The organism is Amycolatopsis sp. NPDC051071, assembly GCF_040682875.1.
Classification (GTDB): domain Bacteria; phylum Actinomycetota; class Actinomycetes; order Mycobacteriales; family Pseudonocardiaceae; genus Amycolatopsis.
This window is the reverse complement of record NZ_JBFBBY010000083.1, coordinates 18,349-34,768: the sequence shown is the minus strand read 5'-3', so window position 1 is coordinate 34,768 and position 16,420 is coordinate 18,349. Positions and strand designations below refer to the sequence as shown.

Sequence of the window (16,420 nt, the reverse complement as noted above, 5' to 3'; positions counted from 1 at the left end):
CTTCCTTGCGCCTAGCGCAAGGAAGGGGGCCTTCATGTACTTGGGAGGGCGGAAGGTCCGGTTCGCACCGCTACCGACCGAACGTTCATGCACTTGTCCGCAGAACGGACAGTGACCGGACAGTCGCTAGCCCGACTGGGGGAAACTTACCGCCCTTGTACATCCACCCGTTAGCATCCGCACATTTGTTCGTTCCTGCGCGTCCCGATCGGGCGAAGAACACGTCTCTTCATTCAAGTCCACAAGACGAGTGAGGTCGCCAGCGATGAGCACAGAGGGTCTCTCGATTCCAGGTATCTCGGTGGGCGGCTCCCGGGCGGGGGCAGCCGACCGGGCGCGCCGTGCCGCCGGGGTCATGTCGTTCGCGAAGGTCAAACGTCCGGCGCTGGCCGCGCTGGGCGTGGACACGCTCGCGATCTTCCTGGCCGCACTCGACGTCTGGCTGGTGATCCCCGAAAAGGCCCAGCCGTACTCCATCTACCTCTCCGGCGCGGCGTGCCTCGGCCTCGCCTTCCGCCGCAAGCTGCCGTTCCTCGCGGTGATCGCCACCGTCCCCGGCTTCCTCGCGGGCTGGTCACAACTGGCCGCGATGATCGCGCTGGGCTTCCTCGCCACCCGCAAGCAGATGCACTGGCAGACCTGGACCGGTTTCGCGCTCGTCTTCACCTGCCGGTTCGTCCAGTGGCCGCTGCCCGACTTCGTCGAGCTCAGCTGGCGCGAACACGTCCTGGACGGGATCTACGGCGTCATCGTCGCCGGGATGCCGGTGGCCATCGGCCTGCTCATCGGAGCGCGGACCGAGATCTCGCAGAAACTCTCGGAACTCGCCGCCAGCCGCGATCGCGAACGCCGGTTCCACGCCGACGCCGTCCGCGCGGAAGAACGAGCCCGGCTCGCACGGGAGATGCACGACGTCGTGTCGCACCAGATCACGCTGATCGCGATGCAGGCCGGCGCGCTGCAGGCGCAGACCACCGACCCCAGGTCGCTCGAAACCGCGTTGGTCATCCGGAAACTGAGCACCAAGACCCTCGAAGAACTGCGTTCACTGGTGAGTGTGCTGCGCTCGGGCTCCGAGGATGACGGGCCGCGGCCGGGGATCAACGAACTCGACCGGCTGATCCGCGGCTCGGACGTCCCCGTGCACCTCACCGTGGAGCGGATCCCCGATCTGCTGCCAAGCCAGGTTTCGGCGGCGGCCTACCGGACCGTGCAGGAATGCCTCACCAACGTGCACAAGCACGCACCGGGCGCCACCGCGACCATCCGGATCCAGGGTGAGCACGGGGCGCTCAAGGTCGAAATACGCAACGAGCGCGCTCGGACCTCCGGTGCGGCCCTGCCCTCGGGAGGGCACGGGCTGACCGGTTTGGCCGAACGCGCTCGCCTGCTGGGTGGAAGCTTCGAAACCGCCGACACCGAGGACGGCGGGTTCCGGGTGCGTGCCCGGTACCCGCTCGACCGGTAGGCCTCGGGGAGTCTCAGATCTCCCGGCGCTGGCGCAACCGCTCCAGCGCCTCAGCGAGGATGGCCTCGCCGTCGGCGTCGGAACGCCGTTCCTTCACGTAAGCCAGGTGGGTCTTGTAAGGCTCGGTCCGCGGCGCGGCAGGCGGATTCTTCTCGTCCTGCCCACCGGGGAGCCCGCAGCGCGGGCAATCCCATTCGTCGGGAATCTCGGCGTCCATCGAGAACGATGGTTGCGCCTCGTGCCTGTTGGCACACCAGTAGGAAATGCGGCGCCGCGGCGCCGACTCACCCCGTTCCGATTCGCCCGAAGGACCGGCACCCACGCGGGTGCCCCGAATCGCGTTACCGCCAACCATGAATCCTCACACCTATAGGGATCGGCGGCGCGCCCCCCATAGGCACGCCGAAACACCTGGATCGATCAGACCTTGAGCAGGAGCCCCAGGCCGATGATGCTGATCAGCCACACCGCGCCCAGCAGCAGCGTGATCCGGTCGAGGTTCTTCTCGGCCACGCTCGAGCCGGACAGGCTCGATTGCATACCGCCACCGAACAGCGACGACAGACCGCCGCCGCGGCCGCGGTGCAGCAGCACGGCCACCACCAGCAGCACGCTGGAGGCGATCAACAGGATTTGAAGGAACAGCTTCATGTCATCCTCTGCGCTCTTGGAGAATGCAGGAAAACGGTGTGCCGCCGATGACAGGTGTTATCGAACACTCGCCACCAGAACACACCGTACTCCTGGACTCGTCCACTGCTGTGTGACGGACCGGATACCCAGGTTACCCGGTAGGTGCCCCGATCAGGGCAGGGGCCCGCCCGCGGCGAGTGCGCAGAGTTTGGTGAACTCGTCACCATCCAGGCTGGCACCACCAACGAGCGCACCATCGATGTTCTCGCAGGCGACGAGGTCACTGATGTTGTTGGCCTTGGCCGAGCCGCCGTAAAGCACCCGGACCGAAGAAGCGACCTCGGCGCCGTACTTCTCGGCGAGAGTGGCGCGGATGGCTCCGCACACCTCTTCGGCGTCCTGCGGGGTCGCGACCTTGCCGGTGCCGATGGCCCACACCGGCTCGTAGGCGACGACGACGTCCTTGACCTGCTCGTTCTTGAGCCCCTTGAGGCCCTCGACCAGCTGGTTCGTGGTATGGGCGATGTGCTCACCCGCCTCGCGGACCTCGAGCTTCTCCCCCACGCACAGGATCGGCGTGATGCCGTGCTTGAGCGCGGCCTTGACCTTCTTGTTCACCAGTTCGTCGGACTCGGCGTGGTACTCGCGCCGCTCCGAGTGCCCGACGGTGACGAAGCTGCAGCCCAGCTTCGCCAGCATCACGCCCGACACGTCACCGGTGTAGGCACCGGAGTCGTGCGGCGACAGGTCTTGGGCGCCGTAGGTGAGCGACAGCTTGTCGCCGTCGGTCAGCGTCTGGACGCTGCGGATGTCGGTGAACGGCGGCAGCACCGCGACGTCGACCTTCGCGTAGTACTTCTCCGGCAGGGCGAAGGCGATCTTCTGAACCAGCGCGATGGCTTCGAGGTGGTTCTGGTTCATCTTCCAGTTGCCGGCGATGAGCGGTTTGCGCGCCACTAGTCGTTCTCTCCCAGCACAGCGACTCCGGGCAGTTCCTTGCCCTCCAGGTACTCCAGCGACGCGCCGCCGCCGGTCGAGATATGCGAGAAGCCGTCCTCGGGCAGACCGAGCTGACGCACGGCCGCGGCGGAATCGCCACCGCCGACCACGGTGAAGGCGTCGCTCTTGACGAGCGCCTCGGCCACGGCACGGGTGCCGCCTGCGAAGGACTCGAACTCGAACACGCCCATCGGGCCGTTCCAGAACACGGTCGCCGCGTCGGCCAGCTTGCCCGCGAACAGCTCGCGCGACTTCGGGCCGATGTCGAGACCCATCCGGTCGGCCGGGATGGCCGTCGCGTCGACGACGTCGAACTCCGCGTCCGCGGCGAAGCCCGTCGCGGCGAGGACGTCCACCGGCAGAATCAGTTCGACGCCGCTCTTCTCCGCCTCGGCGAGGAAGCCGCGGACCTGCTCCAGCTGGTCTTCCTGCAGCAGCGAGTCACCCACCTCGTGGCCCTGGGCCTTGAGGAAGGTGTACGCCATGCCGCCGCCGATGAGCAGCCTGTCGACCTTGGTCAGCAGGTTGGCGATCACGCCCAGCTTGTCCGACACCTTCGCGCCGCCGAGCACGACGACGTACGGCCGCGCAAGGTCCTCAGTGAGCTTCTTGAGGACGTCGACCTCCGCCAGCACCAGACCACCCGCGTACGCCGGGAGCGCCCGCGCGATCTCGTAGACCGAAGCCTGCTTGCGGTGCACGACGCCGAAACCGTCGGAGACGAACGCGCCACCAGGGACCAGCGCGGCCAGCTCGGCGGCCAGTTCCTGGCGCTCCGCCTCGACCTTGCTGGTCTCACGCGCGTCGAACCGCACGTTCTCCAGCAGGGCCACCTGACCGTCGGTCAGGCCGGCGACGGTGGCCTTGGCGGACTCGCCGACCAGGTCACCCGCCAGCGGGACGTCGACGCCGAGCAGCTCGGTGAGCTTCGCGGCGACGGGCGCGAGCGAGAACTTCGGGTCCGGCTCACCCTTGGGACGGCCGAGGTGCGCCGTGACGACCACCTTCGCGCCCGCCTCGGCGAGCCGCTTCAGTGTCGGCAGGGCCGCGCGGACGCGGCCGTCATCGGTGATGGTCTCCCCATCGAGCGGGACGTTCAGGTCGGATCGCACGAGTACGAACCGGCCTGAAACGTCCTCGCCCAGCAGGTCTTCGAGATTCTTCAGCGCCATCGGTCAGGAAAGCTTGTTGCCGACGAGCTTGACGAGGTCGGCGAGGCGGTTGGAGTAGCCCCACTCGTTGTCGTACCAGCCGATGACCTTGACCTGGTTGCCGATGACCTTGGTCAGCGGCGCGTCGTAGATGCAAGACGCCGGGTCGGTGACGATGTCGGCCGAAACGATCGGGTCCTCGTTGTAGCGCAGGATGCCCTTGAGCGGCCCGTCCGCGGCGGCCTTGTACGCGGCGTTGATCTCCTCGAGGGTCGCGCTCTTGGCGAGCGTGACGGTGAGGTCGGTGGCCGAGCCTGTCGGGATCGGGACACGCAGCGCGTAGCCGTCCAGCTTGCCCTGCAGCTCCGGCAGGACCAGGCCGATGGCCTTGGCGGCACCTGTCGAGGTCGGGACGATGTTCAGCGCGGCGGCGCGGGCGCGGCGCAGGTCCTTGTGCGGCGCGTCCTGCAGGTTCTGGTCCTGCGTGTACGCGTGGATGGTGGTCATCAGGCCCTGCTCGATGCCGAACGAGTCCTGCAGCACCTTGGCCAGCGGGCCGAGGCAGTTCGTGGTGCAGGAGGCGTTCGAGATGATGTTCTGCGAGCCGTCGTACTTGTCGTCGTTGACGCCCAGCACCACGGTCAGGTCCTCGCCCTTGGCGGGCGCGGAGATGATGACCTTCTTCGCGCCGCCGGCGAGGTGCGCCTTGGCGGCGTCGGCGTTGGTGAAGAAGCCTGTCGACTCGACGACGACGTCCACGCCGAGGTCACCCCATGGCAGGTTGGCCGGGTCGCGCTCGGCGAGGGCCTTGATCGTCTTGCCGTCCACGACGATGCCCTCGTCGTTGACGCTGACTTCGCCCGGGAAACGGCCGAGGATGGAGTCGTACTTCAGCAGGTGGGCCATCGTCGAGACGTCGCCGAGGTCGTTGAACGCGACAACCTCGATGTCGTGACCGGCGGCCTGCACGGCCCGGAAGAAGTTGCGGCCGATGCGGCCGAAGCCGTTGACACCTACGCGAACCGTCACTGCTGCCACTCCCTTGAGACTCGTCCGGGATCGCCCCGGTAAGACGTCCTTTACTCGGGCGCAACCCTAGCGTGCGAGCTCGGGCGGCCCTCTTTGCCCTGACGAGACTTCCACCACTCGGTGGGTCAGGTCAAGAATCGATCAAGTGGTTCGCCACCAGGACGTCTATCGGAAACTCTCAGCTTCGTTGTGCTAGCCGTCGCTCCAGCGGCGTCCGCATCCGTGGCGTGACTCGCACCTCCCCGAACCACCCGGCCAGGTGGTTCGCCTCCGCCTCGACGGCCTTCTCGACGTCCGCGCCGACGTCCTCCAGGAAGTGGAGTGCGACCTCGCCGTCCGCTTGCTGCGCCCAGCCGCCGACGATCCGGCCGTCGGCCCAGACGGTAGGCCCGATGTTGCCGGTACCGTCGAACAACGGCGCCCGATGCGGGCCGAGGTACCAGTCGCGCTCGATCCATCCCATCGACGTCGGATCGAGTGACGGGAGCAGCGCCACCCAGGGCCCGGGTTCCGCGACCGGCTCCAGATCGTCGGCGAGGACGACGCCGGGCACGCCGTCGAGATCGACCTCGATCGGCTGAATCACCGCGAGCGCCTTCTTCGTCTGGCCCGCCGTCCAGCCCGTCCACCACCGCAGGTCCGCGATCGGGGCCGGGCCGTAGGCGTAGAGCCACCTTCGGGCGAGTTCGGCCCTGGCCGCGTCGGCGTCCCATTCGGTGAGGCCGTGTGGCAGCCAGTCCGCCATCGGGGCCCAGAAGTACTGGCTGCTGATCCAGCTCCCGCGCGGACGCCCGCGCACGATGCGGCCATCGACGGCGAGCTGGAACAGGACGCGGCTGGTGACGTTGGCGATCGCCTCGTACGGCTTGCCCTTCGCCATGAGCAACTGCTGTTTGAGGCGCGGCTCGTCCTCGCTCAGTTGCTGCGCCGTCGCGGAACCGCGGGCCTTGAGCGCTCGTTCGGTGGCGTCCTCGACGTCGGCCAGCCAGCGCTCCGGATCGGGCACGTTCTCCGGGTGTCCCTGCTGGCCGAGATGCTGTTCGAGCAGGCGGCGTTGCTTCTTGGCGATGTCGGCGGAACAGGCCGCCTGGATGAGCGCCGCGTTCTCGTGCCCGACGACGAAGACCGTGCGGCGCATACCGAGCATCCGGACCAGCGTGCGCTCCTCGTAAAGCGCGTTCTCCACCTCGGCGACACCGTCGCCCTTGACCCGCGCCCAGGCCGACAGATGCACCGTCGCCGGGTCCGTGGCGTGCAGTGCGAAAACCGCGTCCGCCGCGGCCCGCACCGACGTCGCGGGCGTGGTGAGACGATGCCGCGCCGCGAGGCGGGCGCGGCGCTGCTGGACGCTGATCTTCGGGGTCACGGATCGTTCCTACCACCGTGGTCCGACAAGAACGCTCTACGCTCGGGCGGCCAGGCTCGCTGCGACCGGCCTGTTCGCCGGGTCGGGGGCCAGGGTGAAGGCGTGACTCGCGTGCTTGAAGACGGAACTCGCGTGCTTGAGCACGTAACTCGAATGCTTAAAGACGTAACTCGCGTGCTTGAAGACGGAACTCGCGTGCTTGAGCACGTAACTCGCGTGCTTGAAGACGTAACTCACGTGCCTGGATGACGGGCAGGACCGCTCCTGGGCCGGTCGGGAAATGAAGCGACAGGCCGCAGACGCGCGGATACCGTCGGCCGCATGTTCGGAGACCTCAGCTGGCGGCCGCTCACCGACGAGGACGCCAAAGCGTCGGCGGACCTCCTCAACGCCATCGAGACCGTCGACAAGAGCGGCGAGAACTACACCGAAGAGGACACCCGCACGGAGCTGGTCGACCCGTACGCGGACCTGGACCGCGCGAGCCTCGCCGCCTTCGAGGGCGACGCGATGGTCGGCTACATGAAGATCCGCTTCAAGCCGTTCGCGGAAGAGGTCCATCGGGTCTTCCTGGACGGCGGGGTCCATCCTGGATATCGCCGCCGGGGTATCGGCACCACGCTCGCGGAAGCCGGGGTGGAGGCGGCGAAGGCCGTGCACGCGCTGCACCATCCGGACCTGAAGCTCATGATCGACGTCCACAAGGCCGAGCACATCGCGGGCCTGGCCGAACTCGTGCGCTCCCAAGGTTTTACGCCGGTTCGCTACTTCCAGCGCATGGAGCGTCCGCTCGGCGACGCGATCCCCGGCACGGAAATCCCCGGCGGACTGCGGGTCGAGCCGTGGTCGGAGGAGAACGACGAAGACTTCCGCTCGGTCCGGAACGCGTCGTTCGAAGATTACTGGGGTGCGGCGCCGATGCCCGCGGACCACTGGAAGAACAAGATCACCAACCAGACTTTCCGGCCCGAGGTCAGTTTCCTGCTCCGCGACTCCGGCGGAACCCCGGTCGGCATCCTGGTGACCATGTACTGGGAGGCCGACACCGAGGCCACCGGCGTCCGCGACGCGCATTTCATGGTCATCGGAACACTGCGGGAGCACCGGAACCGAGGCGTCGCGAGTGCGCTGATCGGGCATGCGCTCCGGGCCGCCGCCGACCAGGGTTACGACCAGGCCAGCTTGAGCGTCGACTCGGCGAGCCCGGCCGGGGCACCCGGGATCTTCGAGAAGGCAGGCTTCAGGCCGAAGATGCGGTACGTCCGGTGGGCGCTCGAAGTCTCCTGAGAGGGAACGCGGCCCAAGGTCACCTCGTTCAGCGCGGACTTTTCGGCCGGTCGACCGGCACCACGTCGAGAAGTTCTTTCAAACCTTCGAAATCCTGCGGATTCGTGGTGTACAACGGCATCCGATGGGCGGCGGCCACACTGGCGATCATGAGGTCGGCGATCCGGCGCCGGGGTGTCCGCCCGAACGCGAGCACGGACGCCGACACCCGGCCGAAGATCCGCGCCGCTTCGACGCCGAAGGGCAGTGGGTCGAACTCGGCTTCCACCCGCTGCACCAGCTCCGTGCGCCGGGCACGTTCCGCGGGGTCATCGGTGTAATGCGGCCCGACCGAGAGTTCGGCGAGCGTGATCGCGCTGATCGACATCAGGTCCGGCAGCTGGGCATGGTCGATGGCCCGGCGCAGGATGAGGATGTTCGTGTCGAGCAGCCCGTGGATCTCAGCGGCCATAGGGGTCTCCGGCCTGCCCTTCGAAGGCGTCGTCGAGGTCCGCGCGGAACCTGTCGGGATCGATGAGCGGGGCGTTCGCCGAGACTGCGGCGAACTGGTCGCGCGTCACGGCATGACGGCGACACAGCGGGATCAACTGGGCGATCGGCGCGCCACTCCTGGTCACTGTGAAGGCTTCGCCATGCTCGACCGCGTCCATGATCTCGCCGGATCGGTTACGGAGATCACGCTGAGAGATCTCGTGCTGAACGCTCATGAGCACACTATAGCGCTTAGGTGCCCCGCTGTGCCACCCCGTGCTACCTAGGCCGATTCTTCCTCGGAGTCCTCCGGCGTTTCTGCGGGTCGCGTGAACAGCCGTGTCGCCGAAAGCCGCGCGACGCCGTCCGGTTCCCCTAGTTCGTCGGTCGCGTTCCGGATCGTGGCGTCGACGGACAGATACTTGCGTCCCGCCCGCAGGTCCGCGTCGTTGCGCAGGCGCACGATCAGCGGGAACTCGCTCAGCGCGCCGGCGTCGAACAGGCCGGTCGTGTAGATCAGCTGGACACCCAGCGCCTCGGCCACCGCCCGCTGCAGCTCCAGCAGGTAGCCCGCCGAGGCGCGGCCGATCGGGTTGTCGAGGAACAGCACGCCGGAGTGCCGGTTGCGCGCCTTGCCCCGGTTGTTGGCCCGCAACGCGGCGAGGGTGCAGTACAGGATGATCGCCGCGGTCAGCTGCTGCCCGCCGGAGAACACGTCGCGGATCTCGGAGACACGCTGGCGTTCGGTCCGCAGCACAGAATCCGGTTTCAGCATGTCGACCCGGAAACCCTTGGGAGCGGCGGCTTGCACGCCACGCAAGACGAGGGAAAGCCCGTCCCGTTTGACGTCGCGACCATCGGAGGTCTTCCCCACCGCGGCCTCGTCGACGACCTCGCCCAGTTTCTCGGCGAGCACGTTGTCTTCGAGTTCGGTAAAGCGGATCCGCAGGAACTCCTGGCCCGACCAGTCGCCGAGACCGTCCGGCAGCCGCGAAACCCGTTGTGCCGCACGGAGTGTGCGCAGGGCGCCGTCGACCATGCCCTGCAGGCGCGTGATGATGCCGCCGCGGTGCCGGTCGATCTGCGCGAGATCGTCGGTAAGCGTGCGCAAACGCGGCCGGAGCGCTTCGGCCCATTCCGCCGCGTGCGCGGGCAGCTGGTCGCGGCGGACCGAGATCACCTGCTGCCGCACCGGCGTGCTGAGCTTTTCGAACCGTTTGTCCGTGGCGTACTGCGCCAGCTGGTCGGCCGCGGCCCGCACCCGGCGGTCACCCGCGTCGGCGGAGTCCTGAGCCTCGGTGAGCGCGGTGTTGAGCCGGGAATGCTTGGTACGCGCGGATTCGACGTCGCCGTCGAAGGCAGCCGCGTCGTCCTCTTTGGACAGCAGATGCGCCATGGACTCGGCCAGCAGGCCGAAGCCGGACGCGGACGTCTTCGCGGATTCCAGCGTCGCCTCGGCCGCGGCGCGGCGCTCCTGCAGCTCTTCCCATTTCCGCGCGGCGGCGGAAACTTCGAGACTGGCGTCGTCGATCAACGCCAAACCGTGCTCGATGTCCTTCGGCCGCGCGTCGGACGAGATCGCGGCGAGCTGGGAGCTCGCCAGCTCGGGAAGCTGGCTCAGTTCCGCCTTGCGGGTCGCGACGAGACCGACGATCTCGGTGCGCTCCTCCTCCAGCACCGCCACCGCGCGGTTCGCCCGCGCCTGCGCGGCCGAACGCGCCGAAGCGTCGGAACCGTCCGGGGTTTCCAGCAGCGCGGCGGCCCGCTCCCGGACAGCGTCGTCGAGTGCCTCGACGGCCGCCCTCGCCGACGCCTCGACGCTTTCCGCCTGGTCGAGTTCGGCCCGCAGATCGCTGCCGACCTCGACCTTCGCGTACGCCTCGGACGCCGACGCGAACGTGCGCCGTAAGGCGTCGACCGGTTCGGCAGGCGTGGGATCGTCCTCGGTGACGTCGCTCGATCCCGGAACCTCGGCCAGTTCGGACTTCGCGGTCGTCGCGGTACGCCGGTGACCGTCGGCGGTGCGCTGTTCCTCGGCTGCCTGCTCACGCGACCGGGACGCCTTCACCGCTGCCTCGGACGCCGTCGACTCGGCCCGCTCGGCGACCTCGGTCGCCCGCTCGATGTCGTCCGTCCACTCGGGAATCTTCGCGGCACGCGTCGCGAGTGCTTCCAGTCCACGGGCCCGCTCCCCCGCCTCGGCCGACGCCGTGCGCAGTTCGGGAACACGCTCCCGCAGCCCGGTCGCCTTCTCTCCGAGGCGCTGGAACTCCTTCTCCGCCTGGTCCAACGCGGTTTGCGCGGTTTCGTGCGCGGTTCGCGCGGCCTGCCGCTGCTCGGCAAGGGTCGCGATGCTGCCCGGCGGATAGTCCTCGCGCCACGTCTTGAGTTTCCACGACAACGCGCTGTCATCCGAGAGCGAGGCCGCCAGTGCCGCCAACCGGCGCTGCCGTTCCGCGTGCCGGAGCGCGATGGCCTCGCGTTCGGCGTCGGCGGCTTCCTCGTCGTACATCGCCGGGTTGGGCGGGACCAGGAACTCGATACCCGCCTCGTCAGGGAGGCGATCGGTGGTGGTGGCCTCGGTCGTGGCGACCGGGATGATCGTGGTGGGCAGCAGGCGCCGCTCCGCGAGCACCTTCTCGGCGAGGCGGACCTGCTCCGGTTCGTTGAGAAGGATCCCCGAGACCAGCTGAGGCGCGCGGGCCAGCACCGCCGCCCGGCGTTTCTTGTCCAAAGTGGACAGATAGCGCCAGCCGGACCAGGCGTTCATCCCGGCGGCTTCCAGCGCGTCCAACGCGGCCTGTACCTCTTCGGTGGCGGGCAGGAGACCGCCGGAACCGAGTGCGGCCAAGGCACGCTCGTCGACGGATTCCTCCATCCGCAAGAAGGTCTGTTCCTTCTCCGCGGTCGCCCCTGCCTCACGGAGACGCTCCAGCAGCACCGGAAGATCCGTCTCCAGTGCGACGTCGTCCGCGCCGAGCAGTTCGGTCAGCCGCGGTTCGACGGCGAGCACGTCGGTGCGACGGTTGGCCCGGTCCAGTTCTTCGGCCGCGCGCTCCAGTCGGTCCTTTGTGGACCCGGCGAGCCGGTGCGCGTCGTTGACGGTCGCTTGCGCGGCACGCAGATCCTCGGCGACGCGTTCGAGTTCCTGGTCGCGCCGGACGAGTTCGGCGGCGGTCGTCTCGGCTTCGGCGCGGGCCGCCCAAGCCGCGTCGGCGACGTCGGCGCCGGCCTTGAGCACGCCGGAGCGGACGGCTTCGGCGATCTCCTCACGGATTTCGGCGATCCGCGCCCCCAGCCCGCGAGCCTCCGCGCGGCGCGAAGCCGCGAGGTTCGCCGACTCGTCGCGCTCGGTCTGGCCCTTCTCCGCCTCGGCACGCAAAGCGCCGACATGCGCTTCGGCCTTCGCGGCCTGCTCGGTGGCGTTCTTGGCCAGCGCCAGCAGGCCACTGGCGAGCCCGGCCGCGGCGGTGTTGCGTGCCTGCAGCGCGGGTTGCGCCTTCTGCTCGCGGTTTCCCACCAGCTCACGGAAATCGCGAGCCTTGCGCGCGGCGTTGAGGTGGTTGAGCACGGTGGCGCATTCACGCCAGGCCTCGGCGGCGGTCTTGGCCTCGGCCAGTTCTTCGTCGATCCGCTTCTTCTCGGACTGGGCGTCGTCGAGCCGCAGTTTCCCGACAAGGCGCCGCAGTTCGGTGACCCCGGCGGTGAGCCTGCGGTGGTCGCCCTCGGCCAGTTTTTCCGCCGACTTCACCTCGTCGACGTGCTGGTCGAGCCCGCTCAGCCGTTCGTTCTCCAGCTTGTCCCGCGCCGCGACCTGCGCCGCGAGCGTCCGCATCTCCGCGCGGGCCGCGTCGGCCAGCTTCCGCGACGCGGCGGCGACGCCTTCCTCCTCCGCCAGCGGTACGAGCAGATCGAGCGCTCCGGCGACGAAATCCCGTTCCGACAGGAGATCCCCACGCTGGGCCAGGTTGTGCGCGTAGGTCGCGACGACCTCGGCGAGGTCCTTGGGCTCGTCCTCGGAAAGGACCGCGCGCAGCAGAAACTCGACGAACGCCTCGTCGGTGCTGAACGCGAACGCGTCCGCCGCCTCGCCTTCACCGGCGTTCATCGCGCGCTGGTAACGGAAAAGTTCGGTGTCGAGGCCGAGGCCGTCCAGCCGGGACGTCCACTCGTGGTGGCGCCGGGTCCAGAACAGCTCCAGTTCCGGCTCCCCGCCGTGCACCTTGTCGAGCTGGTCGTGGAACCCCGACATCGTCAGCAGCCTGCCGTCCGCCGTCAGCGGCAACGAGTCCAGATCGAGTGACGGCGTGGGGCGGAAGCAGTACCAGGAGTCGACCAGGTTCTCCGAATCCGAGGACACCACATGCCCACGCCATTCCGACACCTTGCCGGTGATGACCCGGTGGCCGGTCTCGACCTGCAGCCACTCCAGCACGACATGCGAGACGTCCTTGGCGGAGACGAACTTCTCCAGCACCTTGGTGTTCGTCGTGCCGACGACCTGACGGCGGCCGGGCAGCATGACCGAGAAGATCAGCTTGATCAGGACGGACTTGCCGCCGCCGTTCTCCAGGAACAGCACGCTCGCCGGGGACGGCCGCCGCGGCGGACCCTCCCCCGCCAGGTGGATCCCGGCGCTGAACAGCGCGTCCTGTTTGGGCGCGGTGATGGCCGCGCCGACGCCGCTGAAGTCCAGCACGACGTCCTGGTATCGCGCGCCCGCCGGGCCCACCGAGTGCAGGCGAACCCGCGAAAGCTCGTACATCTCTTCCCCTCCGTTATCCGAGGACCCGCGTCCGCGATCGAGTCGCCAGGGCGCTGGTTCCCGGACAAGCCCATGTCACACTGCCCGGCGCACTGACACCGCGATAGCGGGGCCTTCGGCCGGAGCGGGTCCTTGCCGGCTGATTTCCGCTCATCACTGCTGCTCCGCTCGCCGGCTTTACAGTGTGTCCGACGCGGCCGCCCGCAGTGTCCCGCCGCCGTTGGCGACCGAGACCACGTTCAGCGCGAGCAGATCGTCGAAGGCCGCGTCGGCGGCGAGTTCGCGCACCTGGACCTGATAACGCGGTGTGGTGCGGTAGGTCCCGCCCTGCTCCCCGCTGACCTGGACCAGAAACCCTTGGTCGGCAAGGAAACGCAGCGCTCTCGCGACCATGCCGCGGGTGGTGTCCGACGCCAGCCTGCCGTCCTTGGTCGCCGCCGCCGCGGGACGCCGGGCGTAGGCACGCCATGCCTGTTCGAGTTCGGGCGCGTCGGCAAGCGGATCGCTGTTCGACTCGGCGTCGGCCGCGCGTTCGTCGAGGATCCGGCAGGCCTCCCGCACCATCGCGTCCACCTGCTCGACGCTGACGCGGCCGATGTAGGTGTCGTTGGCGAGGTCGTCCGGGCGCGGGTAGCCGAGCGCGGCGGTGGCCAGGTGGATGAGGCCGTGCAGGACCTTCTCGGTCTCGCGGCGCTCACGGATCTTGCTCTGCCGCGCGTAGCTGTCCATCTTGATCTCGAAGACGGACTCGTCGGTCGCCGCCAGCACGGCGCCGGCCTGGAGGTTGACCTCCAGCACCATCAGCCCGAGCCCGGCCGCGACCGCGTGCGTGAGCTGCTTGAACGCACTGTCCTCGCCGTAGCGCCGGACGAGGTCGCCGTAGACGACGTCCCGTGACGGCAGTTGCTTCGGGCGCATGCCGAACGAAACGAGCCGGGCCGCGGCTTCGACGTCCCCTGTTGTCGTCACGCGACCTCCTCTTCTTCTTCGTCGTGGCGATCGACCCGCGCCGAGGACAGCAGCAGATCCGCGCCACCGAACTCGGGGTCGTCGAGCACCGTGCCGTCGTCGACGGCCAGCAGTACCTGGCGCTCCCCCAGCCGGAGCGCCGCGCCGACCCCGGGACTGTAGGCGTGCACCGCCCGCAACGCGACCAGGGCGGGCAGCATGGGGTCGATCCGGCGGGCCTCTTCGAGCAGGCCGGACAGCCGCCGCGGTACCTCGGGCAGATCGAGCAGGTCGTCGGCGAGGCGCCACTGCTCGTCGCCGAACCGGTCGGTGACGTCGGCGGGCATGAGTTCGGGTTCGGGGATCTCGCCGACGAGCTGATCGCGTTCGGGCGCCGGCCGCAGCAGCAGCGACACCAGCGAGGACAGCGACGGCACGGTCGGCGGCGAGATCCCGGCCCCGGCGTGGAAGAACGACTCGGCCGGTGCGACGGCGTCGGCGATCGGCAGGCGCAGCGTCGGCATCAGGAGCTGGCCGAACAGGTCGATCGTGGCACGCTGCGGCGGCCCGGAGAACTGCTGACGGTCCTGTTCGGCGCGGAACACCGCCCCGGCGTCGGCGAGCCTCGACTGCAGCCGGGTGTGACGGCGGATGCAGTCACCGACGATGTCGACGAGTTCGGCGGCGCGGCGTTTGCGGTCGAGGTCCTCGGTCTCGTCGCGGGACGCGGTGATGTTCTTGAGGATCGCGTTCTCGGCGCGGAACCGGGACTCGATATGGGACAGCGCCTGGTCCAGCAGTTCCGGGACCTCGCGCTCCCAGTCGACCGCGCGGACGTCGCGCCGGGTGGCGTCGAGTTTGGCGCGCAGCGTCTCGCCGTACTGGACGGTGCGGTAGCGGGCCTGCTCGGCGGCGAGCTTCGCATCGGCGAGACGGCCGCGGTTGATCAGGTTCTCCAGTTTGACCTCGGCCGCGATCTGCGCGGATTCGACGTCGGTGTCCAGCGCGCCGACCAGGACGTTGATCGCCTCGTCCGTGGCACGCAGGTAGACCTCGCCGTCGGGCGCGGCCAGTTCGACGAGCAGCTTGAAGTCGAACTGACGCCGCTGGTAGCCGCCACCCGGGCCGATGGAGCCGTAGACGCGGCGGAACCCGCGATCGGTGGTGCCGACGTTGATCAGGTTGTCGAGCACCCAGCGGGCGACCTTGGTGTGCTCGTCCGGGGTCCGGCCGGGCGCCTGGAGCGCCACGAACGGCAGCAACCGGACGATGATCTGCTCGTGGTCGGCGCCGGTGTCGAAATCCATCGATACGGTGACCTGGTCGATCGTATGCAGCGCGATCTCGGCCATCTGGTAAATCGTCGCGTCCGCCCAGTCCAGCTTCGCCTTGCGCGCGTCGAGGTCGTGCAAGGGCGCGGTGCAGGCCAGCGCCTTGAGGCGGCGGGTCAGCCCCTCGTCGGCCAGCCCCATCCCGGTCAGCTCGTCGTCTCGCACAGCAGGCCAGGCTAGTCGGCACCCCCGACACCCCGCACGGGTGACCGGGGTGAGCTCAGGTGTGGAGGTAGGACTGGATCAGGATCGACCGTTCGGCGCCCCCTCGGTACTGCAGGATCGTCCGGTCGCCGCCGACGCAGTCCCGGCCGGCGTAACCCCATTGGCGCTCGGCGGTGCGGTTCACCATCGACCTCGCCGGGAACGGCAGAAGGCGGCATTGACGGCCATCACCCACCCAATCCGGCGGCAATTGCACCTTGGCCCCGCCGAGGGCGAGGGGGTGCTGCCCGGTGTCCGGGGGTCCGGGCAGCACCACCCTCGGGTGATCCGGATGCTTGTTGTCGGTGCCTCCGGGTAGCGTCGCGGACATGCGTGAAATGAGCCGGGACGAGTGGTGGAAGTTCGCGAGCGAAGGCACCCGGACGGGCATGCTCGGCCTGGTCCGCGCCAACGGCGCGCCGATCGTGACGCCGGTGTGGTTCCTGCTGAACGAGGGACCCGACGGGGACGAACTGATCTTCACCACCGGAACAGACACGCTCAAGGGGAAGGCGCTCCGGCGCGATTCGCGGCTTTCACTGGCCGTCGACGACCAGAAGCCGCCGTACTCGTACGTGCAGTTCACCGCCGAGGCGGTACTGCACAACGACGTCGACGAGATGCTCGAATGGGCGACCAGACTCGGTGGCCGGTACATGGGCGAGGATCAGGCCGAGGCGTACGGGAAACGCAACGCGGTGCCCGAGGAGTCCTTGGTGCGGGCGCGCATCGTGAAGGTGATCGCGCGGGCGGACATCGCCGGCTGAC

Annotated in this window: 16 protein-coding genes; 3 read left to right on the top strand and 13 right to left on the bottom strand. The window is 68.7% G+C overall.

All coding sequences use genetic code 11. The annotated features are described in order from the left end of the window. Positions 1 to 265: 265 nt before the first annotated feature. Positions 266 to 1,468 (top strand): histidine kinase, encoded by a 1,203-nt coding sequence (locus AB0M65_RS24900; protein ID WP_364031928.1) that lies wholly within the window; start codon positions 266 to 268, stop codon positions 1,466 to 1,468. A gap of 13 nt (positions 1,469 to 1,481) precedes the next feature. Here the strand turns inward: AB0M65_RS24900 and AB0M65_RS24895 are convergent, their stop codons facing one another. The 7 genes from AB0M65_RS24895 to AB0M65_RS24865 all read right to left on the bottom strand — a co-directional run bounded on the left by AB0M65_RS24895 (position 1,482) and on the right by AB0M65_RS24865 (position 6,883). After that, on the bottom strand, positions 1,482 to 1,823 hold the full coding sequence (locus tag AB0M65_RS24895) for an RNA polymerase-binding protein RbpA (protein ID WP_364031925.1): 342 nt from the start codon (positions 1,821 to 1,823) through the stop codon (positions 1,482 to 1,484). A gap of 65 nt (positions 1,824 to 1,888) precedes the next feature. Continuing rightward, entirely contained in the window at positions 1,889 to 2,119 is a 231-nt protein-coding gene (gene secG / locus AB0M65_RS24890; RefSeq protein ID WP_016333144.1) for a preprotein translocase subunit SecG, read from the bottom strand. A 153-nt stretch (positions 2,120 to 2,272) separates the two neighbouring features. Then, entirely contained in the window at positions 2,273 to 3,058 is a 786-nt protein-coding gene (gene tpiA, locus AB0M65_RS24885) for a triose-phosphate isomerase (protein ID WP_364031921.1), read from the bottom strand. After that, positions 3,058 to 4,266 carry a phosphoglycerate kinase gene (locus tag AB0M65_RS24880; RefSeq protein ID WP_364031942.1) on the bottom strand — a complete coding sequence of 403 codons (1,209 nt, stop codon included), beginning with the start codon at positions 4,264 to 4,266 and terminating at the stop codon, positions 3,058 to 3,060. Before AB0M65_RS24880 ends, tpiA begins: the two co-directional genes overlap by 1 nt. 9 nt (positions 4,267 to 4,275) lie before the next feature. Beyond that, complete coding sequence (gene gap / locus AB0M65_RS24875; protein WP_364031918.1) at positions 4,276 to 5,280, bottom strand: type I glyceraldehyde-3-phosphate dehydrogenase; 1,005 nt, start codon at positions 5,278 to 5,280, stop codon at positions 4,276 to 4,278. Positions 5,281 to 5,458: 178 nt separating this feature from the next. Next, on the bottom strand, positions 5,459 to 6,646 hold the full coding sequence (locus AB0M65_RS24870) for a winged helix DNA-binding domain-containing protein (RefSeq protein ID WP_364031915.1): 1,188 nt from the start codon (positions 6,644 to 6,646) through the stop codon (positions 5,459 to 5,461). A 36-nt stretch (positions 6,647 to 6,682) separates the two neighbouring features. After that, entirely contained in the window at positions 6,683 to 6,883 is a 201-nt protein-coding gene (locus tag AB0M65_RS24865) for a hypothetical protein (RefSeq protein ID WP_364031912.1), read from the bottom strand. Between the two features lie 84 nt (positions 6,884 to 6,967). Here AB0M65_RS24865 and AB0M65_RS24860 point away from each other — a divergent pair, with 84 nt between their 5' ends. Next, positions 6,968 to 7,933 (top strand): GNAT family N-acetyltransferase, encoded by a 966-nt coding sequence (locus AB0M65_RS24860; RefSeq protein WP_364031909.1) that lies wholly within the window; start codon positions 6,968 to 6,970, stop codon positions 7,931 to 7,933. 28 nt (positions 7,934 to 7,961) lie between these two features. Here AB0M65_RS24860 and AB0M65_RS24855 read toward each other — a convergent pair whose 3' ends face one another. The 6 genes from AB0M65_RS24855 to AB0M65_RS24830 form a co-directional block, all read right to left on the bottom strand. Then, a complete protein-coding gene (locus tag AB0M65_RS24855; RefSeq protein ID WP_364031906.1) occupies positions 7,962 to 8,384 on the bottom strand; it encodes a type II toxin-antitoxin system VapC family toxin in 423 nt (140 codons plus the stop codon). Beyond that, a complete protein-coding gene (locus AB0M65_RS24850) occupies positions 8,374 to 8,640 on the bottom strand; it encodes a type II toxin-antitoxin system prevent-host-death family antitoxin (RefSeq protein ID WP_364031903.1) in 267 nt (88 codons plus the stop codon). Before AB0M65_RS24850 ends, AB0M65_RS24855 begins: the two co-directional genes overlap by 11 nt. Before the next feature lie 47 nt (positions 8,641 to 8,687). Beyond that, the gene (locus AB0M65_RS24845; RefSeq protein ID WP_364031900.1) at positions 8,688 to 13,169 is read right to left on the bottom strand and encodes a hypothetical protein; all 4,482 of its coding nucleotides are present in this window, start codon (positions 13,167 to 13,169) and stop codon (positions 8,688 to 8,690) included. Positions 13,170 to 13,346: 177 nt separating this feature from the next. Next, positions 13,347 to 14,087, bottom strand: a complete 741-nt coding sequence (locus AB0M65_RS24840; protein ID WP_364031939.1) for a hypothetical protein — start codon at positions 14,085 to 14,087, stop codon at positions 13,347 to 13,349. A 47-nt stretch (positions 14,088 to 14,134) separates the two neighbouring features. Further along, on the bottom strand, positions 14,135 to 15,589 hold the full coding sequence (locus tag AB0M65_RS24835; protein ID WP_364031936.1) for a hypothetical protein: 1,455 nt from the start codon (positions 15,587 to 15,589) through the stop codon (positions 14,135 to 14,137). Between the two features lie 79 nt (positions 15,590 to 15,668). Next, positions 15,669 to 15,983, bottom strand: a complete 315-nt coding sequence (locus AB0M65_RS24830; RefSeq protein WP_364031897.1) for a hypothetical protein — start codon at positions 15,981 to 15,983, stop codon at positions 15,669 to 15,671. Here AB0M65_RS24830 and AB0M65_RS24825 point away from each other — a divergent pair. Further along, on the top strand, positions 15,982 to 16,419 hold the full coding sequence (locus tag AB0M65_RS24825; RefSeq protein ID WP_364031894.1) for a PPOX class F420-dependent oxidoreductase: 438 nt from the start codon (positions 15,982 to 15,984) through the stop codon (positions 16,417 to 16,419). The genes AB0M65_RS24830 and AB0M65_RS24825 overlap by 2 nt on opposite strands. Position 16,420: the final 1 nt, after the last annotated feature.